Source organism: Paenibacillus mobilis (genome assembly GCF_058267595.1).
The window spans coordinates 334,140-348,925 of the sequence record NZ_JBZCMS010000006.1 but is presented as its reverse complement, the minus strand read 5'-3'; the positions used below and the strand labels follow the sequence as shown (position 1 = coordinate 348,925).

At 52.2% G+C, this 14,786-nt stretch carries 15 protein-coding genes and 1 tRNA gene; 5 read left to right on the top strand and 11 right to left on the bottom strand.

What is annotated here, in order from left to right; all coding sequences use genetic code 11:
- Positions 1 to 67: 67 nt before the first annotated feature.
- A tRNA-Leu gene (locus tag AC3ZPD_RS13905) sits at positions 68 to 153 on the bottom strand.
- 199 nt (positions 154 to 352) lie between these two features.
- Between AC3ZPD_RS13905 and AC3ZPD_RS13900 the strand changes: the two genes are divergently transcribed.
- Positions 353 to 1,129: a polysaccharide deacetylase family protein gene (locus tag AC3ZPD_RS13900; protein WP_490984894.1), complete on the top strand. Its 777-nt coding sequence runs from the start codon at positions 353 to 355 to the stop codon at positions 1,127 to 1,129.
- Positions 1,130 to 1,183: 54 nt separating this feature from the next.
- On the opposite strand, the gene AC3ZPD_RS13895 is transcribed toward AC3ZPD_RS13900, so the two are convergent.
- Positions 1,184 to 1,309, bottom strand: a complete 126-nt coding sequence (locus AC3ZPD_RS13895; protein WP_490984880.1) for a hypothetical protein — start codon at positions 1,307 to 1,309, stop codon at positions 1,184 to 1,186.
- 207 nt (positions 1,310 to 1,516) lie between these two features.
- Here AC3ZPD_RS13895 and AC3ZPD_RS13890 point away from each other — a divergent pair, with 207 nt between their 5' ends.
- Positions 1,517 to 1,711, top strand: a complete 195-nt coding sequence (locus tag AC3ZPD_RS13890) for a hypothetical protein (protein WP_490984879.1) — start codon at positions 1,517 to 1,519, stop codon at positions 1,709 to 1,711.
- Between the two features lie 59 nt (positions 1,712 to 1,770).
- On the opposite strand, the gene AC3ZPD_RS13885 is transcribed toward AC3ZPD_RS13890, so the two are convergent.
- Positions 1,771 to 3,588 carry an APC family permease gene (locus AC3ZPD_RS13885; RefSeq protein ID WP_490984878.1) on the bottom strand — a complete coding sequence of 606 codons (1,818 nt, stop codon included), beginning with the start codon at positions 3,586 to 3,588 and terminating at the stop codon, positions 1,771 to 1,773.
- A gap of 342 nt (positions 3,589 to 3,930) precedes the next feature.
- Positions 3,931 to 4,797 (bottom strand): YitT family protein, encoded by an 867-nt coding sequence (locus AC3ZPD_RS13880; protein ID WP_490984877.1) that lies wholly within the window; start codon positions 4,795 to 4,797, stop codon positions 3,931 to 3,933.
- Between the two features lie 170 nt (positions 4,798 to 4,967).
- On the opposite strand from AC3ZPD_RS13880, the gene AC3ZPD_RS13875 reads away from it, so the two are divergent.
- Positions 4,968 to 5,129, top strand: coding sequence for an asparagine synthase (locus AC3ZPD_RS13875; protein WP_490984876.1), 162 nt, complete (start codon positions 4,968 to 4,970; stop codon positions 5,127 to 5,129).
- A 108-nt stretch (positions 5,130 to 5,237) separates the two neighbouring features.
- Here AC3ZPD_RS13875 and msrA read toward each other — a convergent pair whose 3' ends face one another.
- Positions 5,238 to 5,756 carry a peptide-methionine (S)-S-oxide reductase MsrA gene (gene msrA / locus AC3ZPD_RS13870; RefSeq protein ID WP_490984875.1) on the bottom strand — a complete coding sequence of 173 codons (519 nt, stop codon included), beginning with the start codon at positions 5,754 to 5,756 and terminating at the stop codon, positions 5,238 to 5,240.
- A 118-nt stretch (positions 5,757 to 5,874) separates the two neighbouring features.
- On the opposite strand from msrA, the gene AC3ZPD_RS13865 reads away from it, so the two are divergent.
- On the top strand, positions 5,875 to 6,213 hold the full coding sequence (locus AC3ZPD_RS13865; protein ID WP_490984874.1) for a L,D-transpeptidase: 339 nt from the start codon (positions 5,875 to 5,877) through the stop codon (positions 6,211 to 6,213).
- Between the two features lie 249 nt (positions 6,214 to 6,462).
- On the opposite strand, the gene AC3ZPD_RS13860 is transcribed toward AC3ZPD_RS13865, so the two are convergent.
- Both AC3ZPD_RS13860 and AC3ZPD_RS13855 read right to left on the bottom strand, forming a co-directional pair.
- The gene (locus AC3ZPD_RS13860) at positions 6,463 to 7,887 is read right to left on the bottom strand and encodes a HAMP domain-containing sensor histidine kinase (protein WP_490984873.1); all 1,425 of its coding nucleotides are present in this window, start codon (positions 7,885 to 7,887) and stop codon (positions 6,463 to 6,465) included.
- Positions 7,872 to 8,555 (bottom strand): response regulator transcription factor, encoded by a 684-nt coding sequence (locus tag AC3ZPD_RS13855; RefSeq protein WP_490984872.1) that lies wholly within the window; start codon positions 8,553 to 8,555, stop codon positions 7,872 to 7,874. The genes AC3ZPD_RS13860 and AC3ZPD_RS13855 overlap by 16 nt, the downstream gene beginning before the upstream one ends.
- Before the next feature lie 251 nt (positions 8,556 to 8,806).
- On the opposite strand from AC3ZPD_RS13855, the gene AC3ZPD_RS13850 reads away from it, so the two are divergent.
- The gene (locus tag AC3ZPD_RS13850; protein WP_490984871.1) at positions 8,807 to 9,526 is read left to right on the top strand and encodes a YceI family protein; all 720 of its coding nucleotides are present in this window, start codon (positions 8,807 to 8,809) and stop codon (positions 9,524 to 9,526) included.
- 284 nt (positions 9,527 to 9,810) lie between these two features.
- Here the strand turns inward: AC3ZPD_RS13850 and AC3ZPD_RS13845 are convergent, their stop codons facing one another.
- The 4 genes from AC3ZPD_RS13845 to AC3ZPD_RS13830 form a co-directional block, all read right to left on the bottom strand.
- Positions 9,811 to 11,136: an extracellular solute-binding protein gene (locus AC3ZPD_RS13845; protein ID WP_490984870.1), complete on the bottom strand. Its 1,326-nt coding sequence runs from the start codon at positions 11,134 to 11,136 to the stop codon at positions 9,811 to 9,813.
- Positions 11,137 to 11,250: 114 nt separating this feature from the next.
- The gene (locus AC3ZPD_RS13840; RefSeq protein ID WP_490984869.1) at positions 11,251 to 12,030 is read right to left on the bottom strand and encodes a response regulator transcription factor; all 780 of its coding nucleotides are present in this window, start codon (positions 12,028 to 12,030) and stop codon (positions 11,251 to 11,253) included.
- 4 nt (positions 12,031 to 12,034) lie between these two features.
- Positions 12,035 to 13,828 carry a cache domain-containing sensor histidine kinase gene (locus AC3ZPD_RS13835; RefSeq protein ID WP_490984868.1) on the bottom strand — a complete coding sequence of 598 codons (1,794 nt, stop codon included), beginning with the start codon at positions 13,826 to 13,828 and terminating at the stop codon, positions 12,035 to 12,037.
- Between the two features lie 13 nt (positions 13,829 to 13,841).
- Positions 13,842 to 14,762, bottom strand: coding sequence for an AraC family transcriptional regulator (locus AC3ZPD_RS13830; protein ID WP_490984867.1), 921 nt, complete (start codon positions 14,760 to 14,762; stop codon positions 13,842 to 13,844).
- Positions 14,763 to 14,786 lie beyond the last annotated feature (24 nt).

The window sequence follows — 14,786 nt, the reverse complement described above, 5'->3', positions numbered from 1 at the left end:
AACTACGCAGGACCTCCCGCCATTTGACGGGCATTTAACGTTGATGTGGCCGTAATTTCTAGCGAGATGCCGAGGACCGGGATCGAACCGGTACGGTAGTCACCTACCGCAGGATTTTAAGTCCTGTGCGTCTGCCAATTCCGCCACCCCGGCAAGGATGGTGCGCTTTGTTTAAATGTTAACAGCGACATTGAAGATAATATCACGTCGGCGTCTGGCTTGTCAACAAGCAAATTTAGCCGTTATGCGCCGGCCCATGGCCAATTTCCCTTTTCCATGTATGTAAAAAAGCCGTAATCCACATACTAAGGTAGTTATTTTTCCAAAGGAAGGAGACTCCCGAACGGTGAAGATGAAACTTTGGGCTGTTGTCCTTATCTGTATGTTCTTGGGAACGGAGCAAGCCGCGGCTGCACCCGCGGTGACAAAAGGACGGGATTATTACGAAACCCGCGGCGAAATCGTATGGGAGGTGCCGACCCAGGATAAGGTCGTTGCCCTCACCTTTGACGACGGGCCCGATCCCGTAAACACGCCGGCCATCCTGAAGCTGCTGAAGGAATACGATGCGAAGGCGACTTTTTTTGTCGTCGGCAACCGGGTGGACCAATTTCCGGAAACCGTGCTGCAGGAGTTCAGGGAAGGCCACGAAATCGGCAACCATACCTACAAGCATACGTATTTCAATTTGAAAAACAACGTACCGTCCATGACCGAAGAAATCAGCAAAACGGAGGATGCCGTATTTGCGCTGACCGGCCGGCGGACCGTCCTGTTCCGTCCTCCAGGCGGTTATTACAACAGCCAGCTGATCGATTACACCAAAACCCACGGATATTTGGCCGTGCTCTGGTCCTGGCACCAGGATACGCGCGACTGGGCGCGGCCGGGAGTTTGGAGAATCACCGACAAGGTGCTCCGTAACCTGCACAGCGGGGACATTATCCTGATGCATGATCACGTGGAAAACAGCGTGCAGACTGTGGAAGCGTTAAAGGTCATTTTGCCGGAGATCAAAAAACGGGGGTATCAATGCGTGACGGTATCCGAGCTGCTTAAACATCAGAAAGGCGCGGAGCCTGTCAAAATCGATACGAACAGCACAAAAAGCAAAAAAGCGGGGCCGTGAACGGCCTTCCGCTTTTTTTGAATTACTCGCCGCTTTCTATGCTTAAACCCTTATTTATAAGAAGAAGGAACGAGTAATGATGACCAACAAAATAAAGAGCACCAGAATTGTGCCTGTGGAAGTCCAGAACGCTCCTGGTCCAACTGGTCCGCAACCTACTCCGCCTACTACGCCACCCATTTGAATTCCTCCTTTAATTTGTGGATATACCATACCATATGCCTCAAGGCAAACCCCCGATTGGGTATCTGCCTGCAAGCAGGAGAAAATAAAAATTTGTTTCAACAGGGCCCGGCGCGGTTACCGTTACATAGTTCCTCCCGGTGAATAGCCGCGCCGTCCAGGGACGGAAGTTCAATTTTGTTATCAAGAAAGGAGTACCTTACCATGGACAAATCAAAAAAATCGATAGATGCCCGCGAACCCGGCTTTAACTCCCTCCCTCCCGTAGATCCTGACAGACAGGCCCCTACGGACTCCATCGACGAAATTTTCGGAGGGATCATGGATGAAATTCAGGAAGACGCTACCGGAGAAAAGCCGGGCGGCACGGAAAACGTAAAAACGGAAGACGAAAAATAATCCGGACACAGAAAAACGGCTGCGGGACTTTGCTCCTGCAGCCGTTTATATTTTTTCCGCTACTTATCCAGGTGGAAAGGTACGGTAGTCACAATGACTTCTTTATTGCGGATGAAAAATGCGCGCATCATAATGCTGGTCTGGTTGTGCAGCACATTTTCCCACCAGTGTTTCGTAATGAACTGCGGAATCAGGATCGTGACGTGATCCTCCGCGGCCATTTTCCACTCCACGGTTTGAATGAATTTATAAAGCGGACGCATAATGCTCCGGTATCTGGATTTCAGGACGATCAGCCGGATGCCCGGATCCCATTCCGCCCACTTCTGCTCCATTCTGGCAATGGATTCATCATCAAAGCCGATGTAAACCGCAACCACGTTGTTGGACAACGTTTTGGCATAACTTACGGTGTTCAACACCACCCGGGTAATGCCAGATATCGGAATGATGACCGTATTGCCTTTGGTAATCGGCTTATCTTTGGCAAGATCAATCCGGAGCTGGTCTGCGGTATTGTCATAGTGAATTCTAATTTTGTAGAACAGGTATACGACAAAAGGCAGGAAGATAAAGGCCATCCATACCTGATGAAATTTGGTGAAAATGAAAATGAGCGTAATCGACAGCGTAACCAGCATGCCGACCGTATTAATGAACAGCTTAAGAACCCAGCCGTTAGGCTTAAGCCGGATCCATCTGATCATCATGCCCGCTTGAGAAAGCGTAAAAGGAATAAACACGCCCACCGCGTACAGCGGAATCAAGGCCTCGGTATCCCCATGAAACACCATAACGAGTACGGCCGACAGCACGCTCAGGAACAAAATGCCGTTCGAGAAGCCAAGCCGGTCCCCGCGGACCATAAACATATGGGGCATATATTTGTCTTTGGCCAGCATGAAAGCCAGCAGCGGAAACGCCGAATAAGCGGTATTAGCCGCCAGAAACAAAATGACAGCCGTAACGCCCTGAATAATAAAATACATCACGCCCCGCCCGAACGTTGCTTCGGCAATCTGGGAGACGACGGTCGCTTTCGCTTCCGGCGCAATCCCGAACCAATAGGCGAGCAAAGTGATTCCCGTAAACATGGAACCGAGAATCAAACCCATCATCATCAAGGTTTTGGCTGCATTTTTCGGTGCAGGATCCCTGAAGTTCGGGATCGCGTTCGAAACGGCTTCAACACCCGTAAGCGCCGAACAGCCGGAACAAAAAGCTTTAAGCAGCAGAAAAAGACTGACGTTCGACACTGCCGATCCAAACTCGGCATGCGCCACTGCGGCGCCTACCGTAAAATATTTAATAACACCGCATATAATCAGGACAAAAATGGCCACTACAAACAAATAAATGGGCACTGCCAAAATGGAGGCCGATTCGGTAACTCCTCTAAGATTCAGGATCGTCAGGAATACAATCATAATTAAAGCAATGGTAACCCGGTATTCGTGTAAGGATGGAAAAGCGGACGTTATGGCATCCGTTCCCGCCGAGGCACTTACCGCCACCGTCAAAATATAATCGACCAGAAGCGAGCCGCCTGCGAGCAGGCTTGGAGCCTTACCCAAGTTGTCTTTTGCGACGATATAAGCGCCGCCGCCGCTTGGATAAGCAAAAATGGTTTGGCGGTAAGACGTAATCAAAATGGCTAGCAGTGCTAGAACCGCCACGGCTATCGGAAGCGAATACCAAAGCGCCATAAACCCTGCCGCCACCAGAACCAGCAAAATCTGCTCGGTACCGTACGCGACGGAAGACAGCGCATCGGAGGACAGAATCGCCAGCGCTTTGAGCTTGCTAAGCTTTTCCCCTTCAAGCTCCGCCGACTTCATGGGTCTGCCGATTAAAAGCCGCTTTACTTTCTCATACATAATTAACTCATCATCCTTTACACTACGAGTGACATTCATAAAATTGAAGCAATTGATATTATTGCTTAATTCATACTCGTTTTCAACTGTTTTTGCAAATATTTCACCTAAGGATTTAACGCCATTTTCTAAAATTGAAACCTTAGAACAAGTTAACTTTACTATTCCCAGAATGCTGTTACTTTCTTCACAGCATATTCACAAAATCCCTCTGGACCGCAAAAGAAAAAACCTAACCTCTGAAAAGAGATTAGGCCCTATAAACACCCGCGCAATAGACTCAATAAGCCATACAAGCCAAGCCATAAAAGCAAATGGATGGAATATCACTTCGAGTTCCTTTTAATGAATGCTTTTTTTGGCAAAATTGCCGCCGGTTACGTCCGAAACATGTTCGATCGCCATAAAGGCGCTACGGTCAATGTCGGTAACGATCGCCTTAAGCTTTGCCAGTTCAAGACGGGACACGACGCAGTAAACCACCTGCGTATCTTCCTTCGTGTATCCTCCGCGGGCATACATAAACGTTGTGCTCCGGCCTAGCCGGTCCATGATCGCTTGGGAAATTTCCTCATATTCCTTCGAAATGATGGTAACTGACTTCGATTCGTCCAAACCTTCCACTACGACATCCATGACTTTGGAGGCTATGTAATAGGTAAAGATCGAATACATGGCCGAATCCCAGCCGAGATAAAAGCCGGCAACGATAAAGATAAGCACATTGATAATCAAAATAATTTGGCCGACCGGCATATTGGTTTTCTTCGAAATGAGGATGGCCAAAATCTCCGCCCCATCCGTCGATCCTCCGAAACGAAGAACCAGGCCGACGCCAAGGCCCAGCAGCAGGCCTCCAAACAAAACAGCCAAAATCGTTTCATTCGTAAAAGCTTCAACATGGTGCAGAACCGTTGTCGTCAAGGACAACACCACAATCCCGTACAACGAGGAAACGGCAAAGGTTTTTCCCACCTGCTTGTAGCCGATAATCAGAAACGGAAGGTTGATAATGAACAGAAACAAACCGAGCGGCAGCCCTGTCGACTGGTTCAGCATGATGGAAATCCCCGTGATCCCGCCGTCAATGATGTCGTTCGGCACCAAAAAGATTTCAAGCGCCACGCCGGCCAATATGGCCCCGGCCGTAATAAAGATAAATCGGACGATTATATCCCTCACCGACAATTTCCTGTGCTTGTTCGCCATTCCCGCAGCCCCTTTTTTCTATGTATTTTGTCTCTTTATCTCTAATAATTGTATAGAAATTTTTCCGCGAGCTCAAATCGGGTCCTCTTTCTGTGGCACATAAGGCTGCTCTTTTTCGGAAAAACTACTGCTGTCTTTCAATCCAAATCCCTGAAAAGGAGTGTTGTGACATGCGTGAAGGTTTGATTCCAACCGTTCTAGGAACTGTGGTCTCCGCTTCGGCAGCTTCATTTCTTGGCAGCAGGTACAAGCTTGCGGCAACAGGTCTGCTCGGCTTTGGTCTAGCCCACATCGTGCTGGGAGCTATTGATTTGGTCGAACACCGTCGTTAAGGGTGGTTGAAGGATGCATGAAAAAAGAGCTGTCCAAAGTAGCGCCTGCTACATCCCGGACAGCTCTTTGTTTTGCCTGGAAGAAGGGGCGGTTTCGCCCGTGTTCCGTTATTTTTTCCAGTGCTCGTTAATAAACTCGTCACGGCCGGATTTTTCCCGGTCTTCTTTGTAGTGTTTCGTGTTTTTCTTATGGTAATCCTGGTGATAATCCTCGGCCGCATAAAAAGGCGCCGCCTCCAGAATCTCGGTCACGATCGGTTTATCGAAGCGGCCGCTGGCTGCCACCGCTGCTTTGGAGGCCTCCGCCAGTTCCTTTTGCTTCTCATTATGATAAAAAACGGCCGTCCGGTATTGGGAGCCGCGATCATGGAACTGCCCGCCGTCATCCGTCGGATCGATTTGCTGCCAGAACAGCTCAAGCAGCCGCTCATAAGGAAACAGCTCCGGATCAAACGTAATTTGAACCACTTCATAATGACCCGTATCGCCTTTTTTTACCTGCTCATAGGTCGGGTTCTCGACCGTTCCGCCCGAATATCCCGATATAATGCCATGAATCCCCGGAAGCTCGTCAAACGGCGTCACCATGCACCAGAAACAACCTCCGGCGAAAGTCGCTTTCTCCATGTCTTTCATCTCCTTCAACAATGCACCTATCAAGGGCTGCTGCATAAACTGTTATAACTTCAGCGCAAGCCCATGATAACACATCCCTTAATTAAGGGTCTATATAAGGAGCGTTCTTATGCCGAATTACCGGATTATCGTCGATCTTTCCGATCACATACTTTACCTGCTTGATAACGATACCGTGGTCCGGGGGTTTCCGGTCGCCACGGGCGCCATGCTGACGCAAACGCCCTACGGGGATTATACGATTGTAAATAAACAGCCAAATCCCGGAGGTCCCTTCGGCGTGCTTTGGATGGGACTGTCCAAACCCCACTATGGCATTCACGGCACAAACGATCCCTCTTCCATCGGGAAATCGGTATCCCACGGATGTATCCGCATGTACAACGAAGATGTGCTGCAGCTTTCGGAATTGGTGCCTATCGGGACCAGGGTTTCAATCAGGCCTTGAAGTGCGACCAGCCGGGCGCTCGGCCTGATGCAGGCAGCTCGGCGGGTCGAGCCTGGCGGAGCGGCGGGGCTCCTTCTCTTTTTAAGAAACCAGCCTTATGTTAAACTGGCTAAAAAAGACAAAGGAGTTCCCGCCTTATGTACATACTTCTGATCGTAATCATTATTTGGGTCGTTTACATGGTCATGAAAAAACGAAAAAAATAGGCCCGCAGAGTCAACTGCGGCCCTATTTTTATCAGGCATCGGGTCAGGCTGTAAAAAGCGTAAGCGCAAACGAGCTGCCTTCCTTGGACGATTGGACAAGCTCCAGTTCGCCGCCAAGCGCCTGGGCCAGCAGCCGGCTGTAGGTCAGGCCGAGCCCGAGCCCTCTCGGGCGGGCAGCCCGGCGTTCCCCGCGGTAAAAACGTTCAAAAATATTCGGCAGATCCTCCTGGCTTACTCCGATCCCGTTGTCCCGGACCACAATTCGGACCTGCTCCTGCCCCGCTTCTTCAAGGGTCACGCTGATGACCGGCGTGCGGTCACGGTGCGCGGCCTGAAAGCTGTTATTCAGCAAATTGACGATAATTTGCCTGATCCGCAAAGCGTCGCCGACCACATACAGCTTGGCTTCGGGAAGCTCTGTCGTCACCACGGCCGGACTGTGTTCCTCCATAAGCCCCCACTGCCGGACGACCTCGGAAAGCAGGTCGTTCAGCTCGATCCGGTCGCTGCGGACGCTGACATTGCCGGCAACAAGCGCATTATAGTCCAGCAGATCCGCCACCATTCTGTCCAGCCTGCCTGTTTCCTTAAGCGCAAGCTGCAGAAACTCCTCCGCCTCTTCCTCCACCACCACTTTGTCTTTGACGGCATGGATCAATCCTTTAATCGACGTTACAGGCGTTTTCAGCTCATGACTTACCCCCGCCAGCGACAGCATTCTCCACTCCTCCAGCTGTTTGAGCCGGTGAGCCATGTCCCGGAAGGACTCGATCAGTTCCGCAATCTCACGCTCCTGGGTGGAAATGCGCAAATTTTCAATGTTATAATTCCCGCCCCGGATTCGTCCGGCGGCGATCGTGATTTGTTTTAGCGGGTGGGCCAAGCGGCTGGAGAGCAGGTAAAGCGTCAGCCAGCCCGATAAAGCAAACGTCACCAGCAGAATCGCGACGACGACAAGCACGGATTTGCTGGTCGTCAGCGATCTGGAGGACTGCAGAAGCGTGACCCAGCCCACTTCCTGTCCGCCGCTCCAGACGGTAGCCGACACGGACTCGTATTGGGAATTGCGGGACTTCAAGCTGTCCGGGTTCCATTTTTCCTCCATCTCCTGCTGGGTAATTTTAGGCATGCTGTAAACCAATTTGCCGTCCTGATTGATAATCATTAAACAGAAATCCCTGTCCAGCCGGAAAAAATGCAGCCGGTTCTCCACCATCTTATCCAGCTTTGGCGGAATTTCCATCCCCTGCTTTCCCGTGACCCGGTCGGCCAGATCCTGGACAAATAAACCCGAGGTTTGCAGCCGGTTATCCCTGGCCGTTTCCCGGATCCAGTAAATGGAGACCAGCGCGATGACCGCGCAGCCTATAAACAAAATAACAAGATACCGGAGGGACCAGTAGGATAAAATCGAGACCTGTCTCGGGCCCGGTTTTCGCTTTGAATTTAAATTCAGCTTTCTACGCAAAATGAATACCCGCTTCCTCTTAATGTCCGGATTTCCCCTTGTTCCGCAGGCCATCCGGCCAGCAGCTTCCGCAGCCGCTTGATGGACAAATCCACGGCCCGGTCGCTCCCCTCGTAATCCATTCCCCAGACCTCCTCGATCAGCTGTTCCCTCGTAAACACCCTGTTGGGCCGTGAAGACAGGAAAAGCAGCACGTCCAGGTCCCGGGGAGTAAGCGACAGCTCCTGTCCCTGCAGATAGACCCGCTTCGCTTCGGGATCGATCAGCAGATCCCCGAAATGCCGCCGTCCGGTCCGGTCATGATAAATCAGGCGGCGCCTCAGGACCGCTTTCACCCGGGCCACCACCTCGTCCGGCACAAACGGTTTGGTCATATAATCGTCCGCGCCGTTATTGAGGCCCTGAAGCCGGTCGTCCATCAAATCGCGGGCGGTCAGCATAATGACCGGGCACGCGCTTTTTTCCCGAATCCGCTCCAGCACTTCAAACCCGTCAAGCTCCGGAAGCATGATATCCAGCAGCACCAGATCAAATTCTTTGTTATTAAAAAGGTCCAAAGCCGTGCGGCCGTCCATGCAGCTGCTTACCTCATACCCTTCTTTCTTTAAATACGAAGCCAGCACCCGGGCTATCGTCTGTTCATCTTCGACAATCAGCAGCTTTTGCACGCTGTCTTCACCTTCCTCTTCATTCTTTTGCGGACACGGCAAAGTAAGGTTAGGCTTTATTTTACACATTTGCTGCAAAGGGGCAAGCCCGAAGGGTTTGACACATTCCCGACTTATTCCCTTGATAAAATGCCTTATGTAAGCCGTCCGCTGCCCCAAAAGCGATCTTAAACCAAGCTGCAGAAATAGGAGTTTGAGAGAAATAGGCCTGAGAGAAAGAAAAAACGATTCCATGCGAAGGAGAGAGAACTATGAACAAAAGAAAATGGTGGATTGTGACGGGCGCTTTGATTGTCGTCCTTGTTGCAGGAGGTTATAACTTCCTGAGATCTTATATGGGGAATAACGTGGAAATCAGCAGCGTGATCCCGGCCGAAGCCGCAGCGGCAAACGGCGGAAATACTGGAAATGCGGCGGCTGCCGGCAGCGGCGAGACGGTAAGCGCAGACGCTTTAAACGGGGAATGGGACATTACGGACGGCTCGAAGATTTATTATTCAGTGACGACGTCCCAGGAAACAGTCAACTTCGTCAACGAGAAGGTCAGCGGCAGCTGGAACGTCGCGCTTGACCAGCCGGAAGCCATGACCGGCACCGGCAAGATTGATATGACCGCCAATGATTCCGGGAACAAAATGAGGGACGAGCATATTCAGAGCGCTGATTTTTTTGACGCAGCCACTTATCCTGAAGCTACCTTCACCGCTAAGTCTTTTGAGAATTTGCCATCGGAATGGACCGACGGAAAGGCGGTGCCCTTCACTTTGAAGGGGACGCTTAACGTACACGGCATCGACAAGGACGTTTCCTTCGACGCCCAGGCCTTGTACAGCGGCGGCAAGCTGCTGCTGTCGGGAACGACGATTGTGACGTTCAGCGACTTCGGCATGAAAAACCCGCATACCGTCGTGCTTGATACGCAAAATGACATCAAAGTTCAACTGGAGCTTGTTTTGGCGAAAAAGAAATAATCGCCTTGACGGATCAAGGTACTTGATAAGAGATACTCATAACAAAGATAAGAAGCCGATTGGCATGACAGTAGATTTCCATATTCAGATCCAGAGATAGGATAGAGAAAAATAGAGAAAGCCGGGACCTCCCGGCTTTTTCAGCGTTAGAGCAGCTGGCCTGCGTCTGTCTGACGCAAAAAATTTTTCGCTTGCAAGAGCAAGACGGTCATCCCGATCCGGATAGCCCTTCTGCAAAGGCAGCAAATTGGATTATTCCGTTTGGCCGCCAAGCATGCAGCAGACTATTTGCCGCTTTGAGCCGCCTCCTGATGTTTCTTGGCAAACTCTTTAGGCGTAACCGCTTTGCCGAACAAAGCCTGAATCATGTTCAGGTGGACCTGCGCTGCGTCCGGCTTCATCTGCACGTCGGCAAACAGCGTAATATTGCTGGCGTTATTCAGCTCACGAAGCAGGTCCACATACATTTGCGGCAATTTCATGCTGGTGGTGTCCACTCTTGTCGCCGGAATTACGCCTGCATCCGTTACGGATTGCTCGCCCCATTTGTCCACGAAATAAGAAACGAACTTTTTGGCTTCGTCTTTGATCTTGGAATTTTCGGCCACAAACAGACCTGCCCCCGGCCCGCCTACCCAGCTGTTGATATCGCCTTTGCCGCCTTCCACGGTCGGAAATCTAAAGAACCCTACCTTGTCTTTGAATTCCTGGGGAACGTCGGGATTGGTCGTAAAGTTGGGAATTTCCCAGGTGCCTGCCAGAAACATGGCTGCTTTTCCGCTCATAAATTCCGATTTGCCTTCCTCGTTGGACAACCCGTTAAAACCTTTGTTCAAGGCATTCATGTCGACAAGGTTCTGAATTTCAGCAGCGGCCTGGACCAGACCCGGGTCTTCAAACGTGCCGGTGCCGTTGATCGCTTTGGCCAGCGTATCGCTGCCGGCGATGCGGTCGGCCAGATACATGTACCACAGCGACCCCGTCCAGCGGTCCTTATTGCCAAGCGCAATAGCCTCCACCCCGTTTCGGGTCAGGCTTTTTATGACCTCTTTGAATTGCCCGTAGGTTGTTGGAACCTGCACATGGTATTTGGCGAAAATCTCTTTGTTATAGTAAACGGGCGTAATATTCAGCTCGATCGGAAGGGCATACGTTTTACCGTCTACGGCGTAAGCCTCCACCGTGCCCGGCACAAACTTGTTTTTCAGCTCCGGTCCGTTCAGCACGTCGTCCAGGCTGGCAAACAAACCGCCTTTGACGTAAGGGTCCATAAAGCCTGCGGCCCAGGTAATGCCTACATCAGGCAGTTCGTTGGAGGCGGATAATACCTTTAATTTGTTCTTATACTGATCGTTTTCGAATACCTCCTGCTTGATCGTGACATTCGGATTGTCTTTCTCGTATTGCTCAACGATTTGATTGACCAGCTTATACTGCTGGGACGACGTGTTTTCCGGCCAGATATGTATCATTTTCAGCGTTATAGGCTTGTCTCCGGAAACCTCAGTCGAGGAGGAAGACTCCATATTGTCAAGGCTTTCGCAGCCGGACAAAACCAGAATCAGCGTTAAAATCAGCAGCAGGCTGCACACGGTCCATTTTTTGAACATCAGGATCCCCCCTCCGACACTATTCATGTAAGCGGTTAATTTCATCCTCGCAACTCGATTCTAACAAAGAAGCTTTGGCCCATTAGGACACGAATATTGGGTAAAACACCACTTTTATTGGAAATCGGCCATCTCGTTCCGATAGCGGCTTGGGCTGACCTGCTCGTGCTGCTTGAACACTTTAATAAAATATTTGTCCGTGCTGTATCCGACCTGCTCGGCGATTTCTCCCACGGGAAGCCGGGTCTGCGCCAGCAGCTCCTTGGCCCGCTGGATACGCCTGCGGGTTACGTATTCGCTAAACGGCATACCGGCCTGTTCCTTAAACAGGACGCTGAAATAACTGGCGTTCAAATGCACCATGGCCGCCATGTCGGCCATAGTCAGCTGCTCCTGCAAATGGGCGTCCACATAATCCATGGCTTCGCCGGCCGGCCCGTTTGGCCGCAGCTCTTCTTCACCGATCGCAAACAGCTTCGGATCAACCAGCTTGGCAAGCTTCTCCGCGCGGTGGCGTTCCTCCTCCTGCTTCAGCGCGCGTTCCGTCATGTCCAGCAGCTCCTGTTTATCAATCGGCTTAAGCAAATAACCCACCGCTCCAAACCGCAAAGCCGTCTGCACGTATTCAAATTCGGCGTATCCCGATATTACCACCGCTGCCGGACGGTCAGGTCTGCCCTCCAAAGATCGAATCAAATCCAGGCCGCTGACCTCGGGCATCCGCACATCGGTGATAAGCAAATGGGCCGTATCCCGCGCCAGCCATTCTGCAGCCTCAACGCCGTTTGCCGCGCACTCTACCCGGTAACGTCCGTCCGCCCACAGCTCCAGCGTTTTCCGTATCCCCTGCCGGGTTCCCGGCTCATCGTCCACGATCAATATCGTTCGGAGCACAGCATTATTCCTCCCTTGTTTGTGAAAACTCCCCATCTAACGGAATGGAAAAAGATACGGTCGTCCCCTGAGACTCGGTACTTCGGATATGCAGGCCGCCGTCGTTTTGTCCGCCTCCGCTATAGTACAACTTAAGGCGCCTTTCCACATTGACCAATCCGACTCCCGTGCCGCTTGCAACCCTTGAGGTGCCGGTTCTGATGCCTTCGCACAGCAGCTCCAGCTCCTCCGGCTTCATGCCCTGCCCGTCGTCGGCTATCTCGATCTGCACCTTGTCTCCTGCAAGGTTTGCTTTTACATCTATAAAACCTTTCCCGATTTTGCTTTCGACGCCATAACGGATCGCATTTTCCACGATCGGCTGAACCAGAAGCTTGGGCATCGGCACCCGAGCCGCATCCGGATCCAGGTCGATTTTCCATTCCAGCCTTTCGCCGAGCCGCATGGACATAATTCGCAAGTAACGCTCCACCTGGTCGAATTCATCGGCGACGGTTACCCACTCATCCTTTTCGGGATTGCTGATAATGTACCGGAACAACCGCGACATGGCCACGACCAGACCGGCCAGCTCTTCTTCGCCTTTCTCGACCAGCGACCAGTTAAAGGCTTCAAGCGTATTAAACAGGAAATGCGGATTAATCTGTGCCTGCAGCGCTTTGAGCTCTGTCCGGCTCTGCAGCGTTTCTTTCTCGTAAACGACCCTGATCAGCCTATTGATATGATGAACCATTTCATTATAGGAATAGTTCAGTTCCCTAAGCTCCATCGTGGCGGATACGGGTTCCGGATTCGGCATCAAAATGCTGCTGAGCCTTGATTTTCTCATGGCCCGGATCAGGTGGATAATAGGCCGGGTCAGCATGGTGGACAGCAGGAAGGACAAAATCAGGAAACCCAGCGCGCCAAAACTGCCCGCGGCCAGCAGCACCGTCCTCAGCACCGAAAGTCCTTTCGTTACGTACTGTACCGGCGTCAGGATCAGGATCGTCCAGTTGGCCGCTTCCGAATACTGCTTCACCAGGACATAATCCTCGCCCTGGAACGTTACCGTTTGATCCCGGCTGTTGAGCAGCGGAGTCAAATCGGTTCCCGAGGCCGTATCGCCTATTCCGAGCAGTTCGCCGCGGTCATTGGCGAGCAGGATGGATTCCCCGCTGTCATCCACGGCCGTCCGCTCGTTCAATTGAAAATACCCGCGCTGGATCCTTGCAATGAGGTAACCTCCCGGCGAAAACCAGCGTTCAAACAGGTTGACCCGCCGGATCGCCAGCACGGACTGGCGGTTGGCCGGGTCAATGCCGATCCAGACAAGCCTGCCTTTCTGCTTGTCGGCTTCCTCGATGTACCTGGAGTCCACACGGAGATCAAGCTGCCCGTCCTTAATCGGAAACAGCAGCCTGCCGGTGTTCGTGTAAAGCTCAAGCGACTCGATTCCCGGCGTATAGGCCTGATAGCTGCCCGCAATCTGCAGCAGCGCCTGGCGTTCGTTAAAGCTGGCCTCCCGTCCGTTCACTTCTTCCATCAACAGCCTTTGAACAAAGGTATTGCCCGCCACCTGAGCCGTCAAGCTGTCGATCTGCGTCATCAGGGCATCGAGCCGCCCGCTGGCCTGCACGGCCGTTTGTTTGATATGTTTTTCAGCGTTGTTTTTAAGCAGGGAAGAAACCTTGCTGTAGGTGAACCCGCCCGCTATGCCCAAAATGATCAGCATGGCCAGGAAAAAAGCCACGAATATCCGGTTGCGCAGCGTGTTAAAGGTATGCAGTCTCCCTTTGATCTTTTTGGCCCTCTCCATCTGTTCAGCCCCTTTAAATATGAACCCTGGCCCTGAATTTCCCCGGCGATTCCCCGGTCCACCGTTTGAATTGGCGGCTGAAGTGGGCAATGTCCGCATAACCGAGCCTGCATGAGATCTGGTCGATCGACAGCTCCGGCTGCATCAGCAGCAGCTTGGCTTTCTTCAGCTTCAGCCTGGACAAGTACCCCCGCGGAGAAATGCCGTAGGCCTCCTGAAACATCCTTGTACAGGCGGAAGGACTATAGCCCAGCCCGACCATGGCCGCGGCCACCGTCTCTTTGTAGCCGTCCTCCTGTTCCGGCGCCGCTGGCCACTGCCGGTCCGTCTCCTCGACGACCCGTTCCAGAAAAGCGGCGATTTCTTCGGCGATCCGGCTGGAGCGGAGACCGCCGGATCGCGGAGCTCCGGATTGGGACATGCCGGCGGTCAAAGCCGCAAACAGGCCGAATACCGCTGAAAGCGTGTTCATTTTAATCAGCAGTTTGGGTTGCTCTTCCCGGCTTTCCTCATCGTCCACAGCCGCGAGCTCCATCAGGCGGTCCAGGCTGGGCCGGACGGCGCCGGCCATCGGACTACCGGCCGCAAAAAGCCGGAAGCCTCCCCGGCACAGCAGCTCCCTAAGCTCCCGTTCGTCCGTATCGAAATGAATGCAGTAATAGGTCATGTCGCCGGAGCCGGCATTCAGGCTTTCGTGGAGATCTTCGGGTCTAAGAAGGACCAGATCCCCCGGATGCTGTTCGTAATCCTGCCCGTTAATCTTCATGCGCTGCCTGCCGTCCAGCAGCAGATTGATTTCAAACAGCGGGTGGCTGTGCATGGGATACGTCCAGCCCTCGCTGACGGTACGCAAATGAGCCGCAAATACCCGGAAGGTGGATTCCATATCCGGCATCATCACTTCCCTGATTCCCAGCCGTTTTTCCTCAGGCATACCCCCGCCCCCTCTGCTTTCAAA

Coding starts and splice junctions, on each gene's coding strand:
- AC3ZPD_RS13900 (WP_490984894.1), top strand. CDS start 353: ATGAAACTTTGGGCTGTTGTCCTTATCTGTATGTTCTTGGGAACGGAG.
- AC3ZPD_RS13865 (WP_490984874.1), top strand. CDS start 5,875: ATGCCGAATTACCGGATTATCGTCGATCTTTCCGATCACATACTTTAC.
- msrA (WP_490984875.1), bottom strand. CDS start 5,756: ATGGAGAAAGCGACTTTCGCCGGAGGTTGTTTCTGGTGCATGGTGACG.
- AC3ZPD_RS13885 (WP_490984878.1), bottom strand. CDS start 3,588: ATGTATGAGAAAGTAAAGCGGCTTTTAATCGGCAGACCCATGAAGTCG.
- AC3ZPD_RS13875 (WP_490984876.1), top strand. CDS start 4,968: ATGCGTGAAGGTTTGATTCCAACCGTTCTAGGAACTGTGGTCTCCGCT.
- AC3ZPD_RS13850 (WP_490984871.1), top strand. CDS start 8,807: ATGAACAAAAGAAAATGGTGGATTGTGACGGGCGCTTTGATTGTCGTC.
- AC3ZPD_RS13830 (WP_490984867.1), bottom strand. CDS start 14,762: ATGCCTGAGGAAAAACGGCTGGGAATCAGGGAAGTGATGATGCCGGAT.
- AC3ZPD_RS13890 (WP_490984879.1), top strand. CDS start 1,517: ATGGACAAATCAAAAAAATCGATAGATGCCCGCGAACCCGGCTTTAAC.
- AC3ZPD_RS13895 (WP_490984880.1), bottom strand. CDS start 1,309: ATGGGTGGCGTAGTAGGCGGAGTAGGTTGCGGACCAGTTGGACCAGGA.
- AC3ZPD_RS13835 (WP_490984868.1), bottom strand. CDS start 13,828: ATGGAGAGGGCCAAAAAGATCAAAGGGAGACTGCATACCTTTAACACG.
- AC3ZPD_RS13845 (WP_490984870.1), bottom strand. CDS start 11,136: ATGTTCAAAAAATGGACCGTGTGCAGCCTGCTGCTGATTTTAACGCTG.
- AC3ZPD_RS13880 (WP_490984877.1), bottom strand. CDS start 4,797: ATGGCGAACAAGCACAGGAAATTGTCGGTGAGGGATATAATCGTCCGA.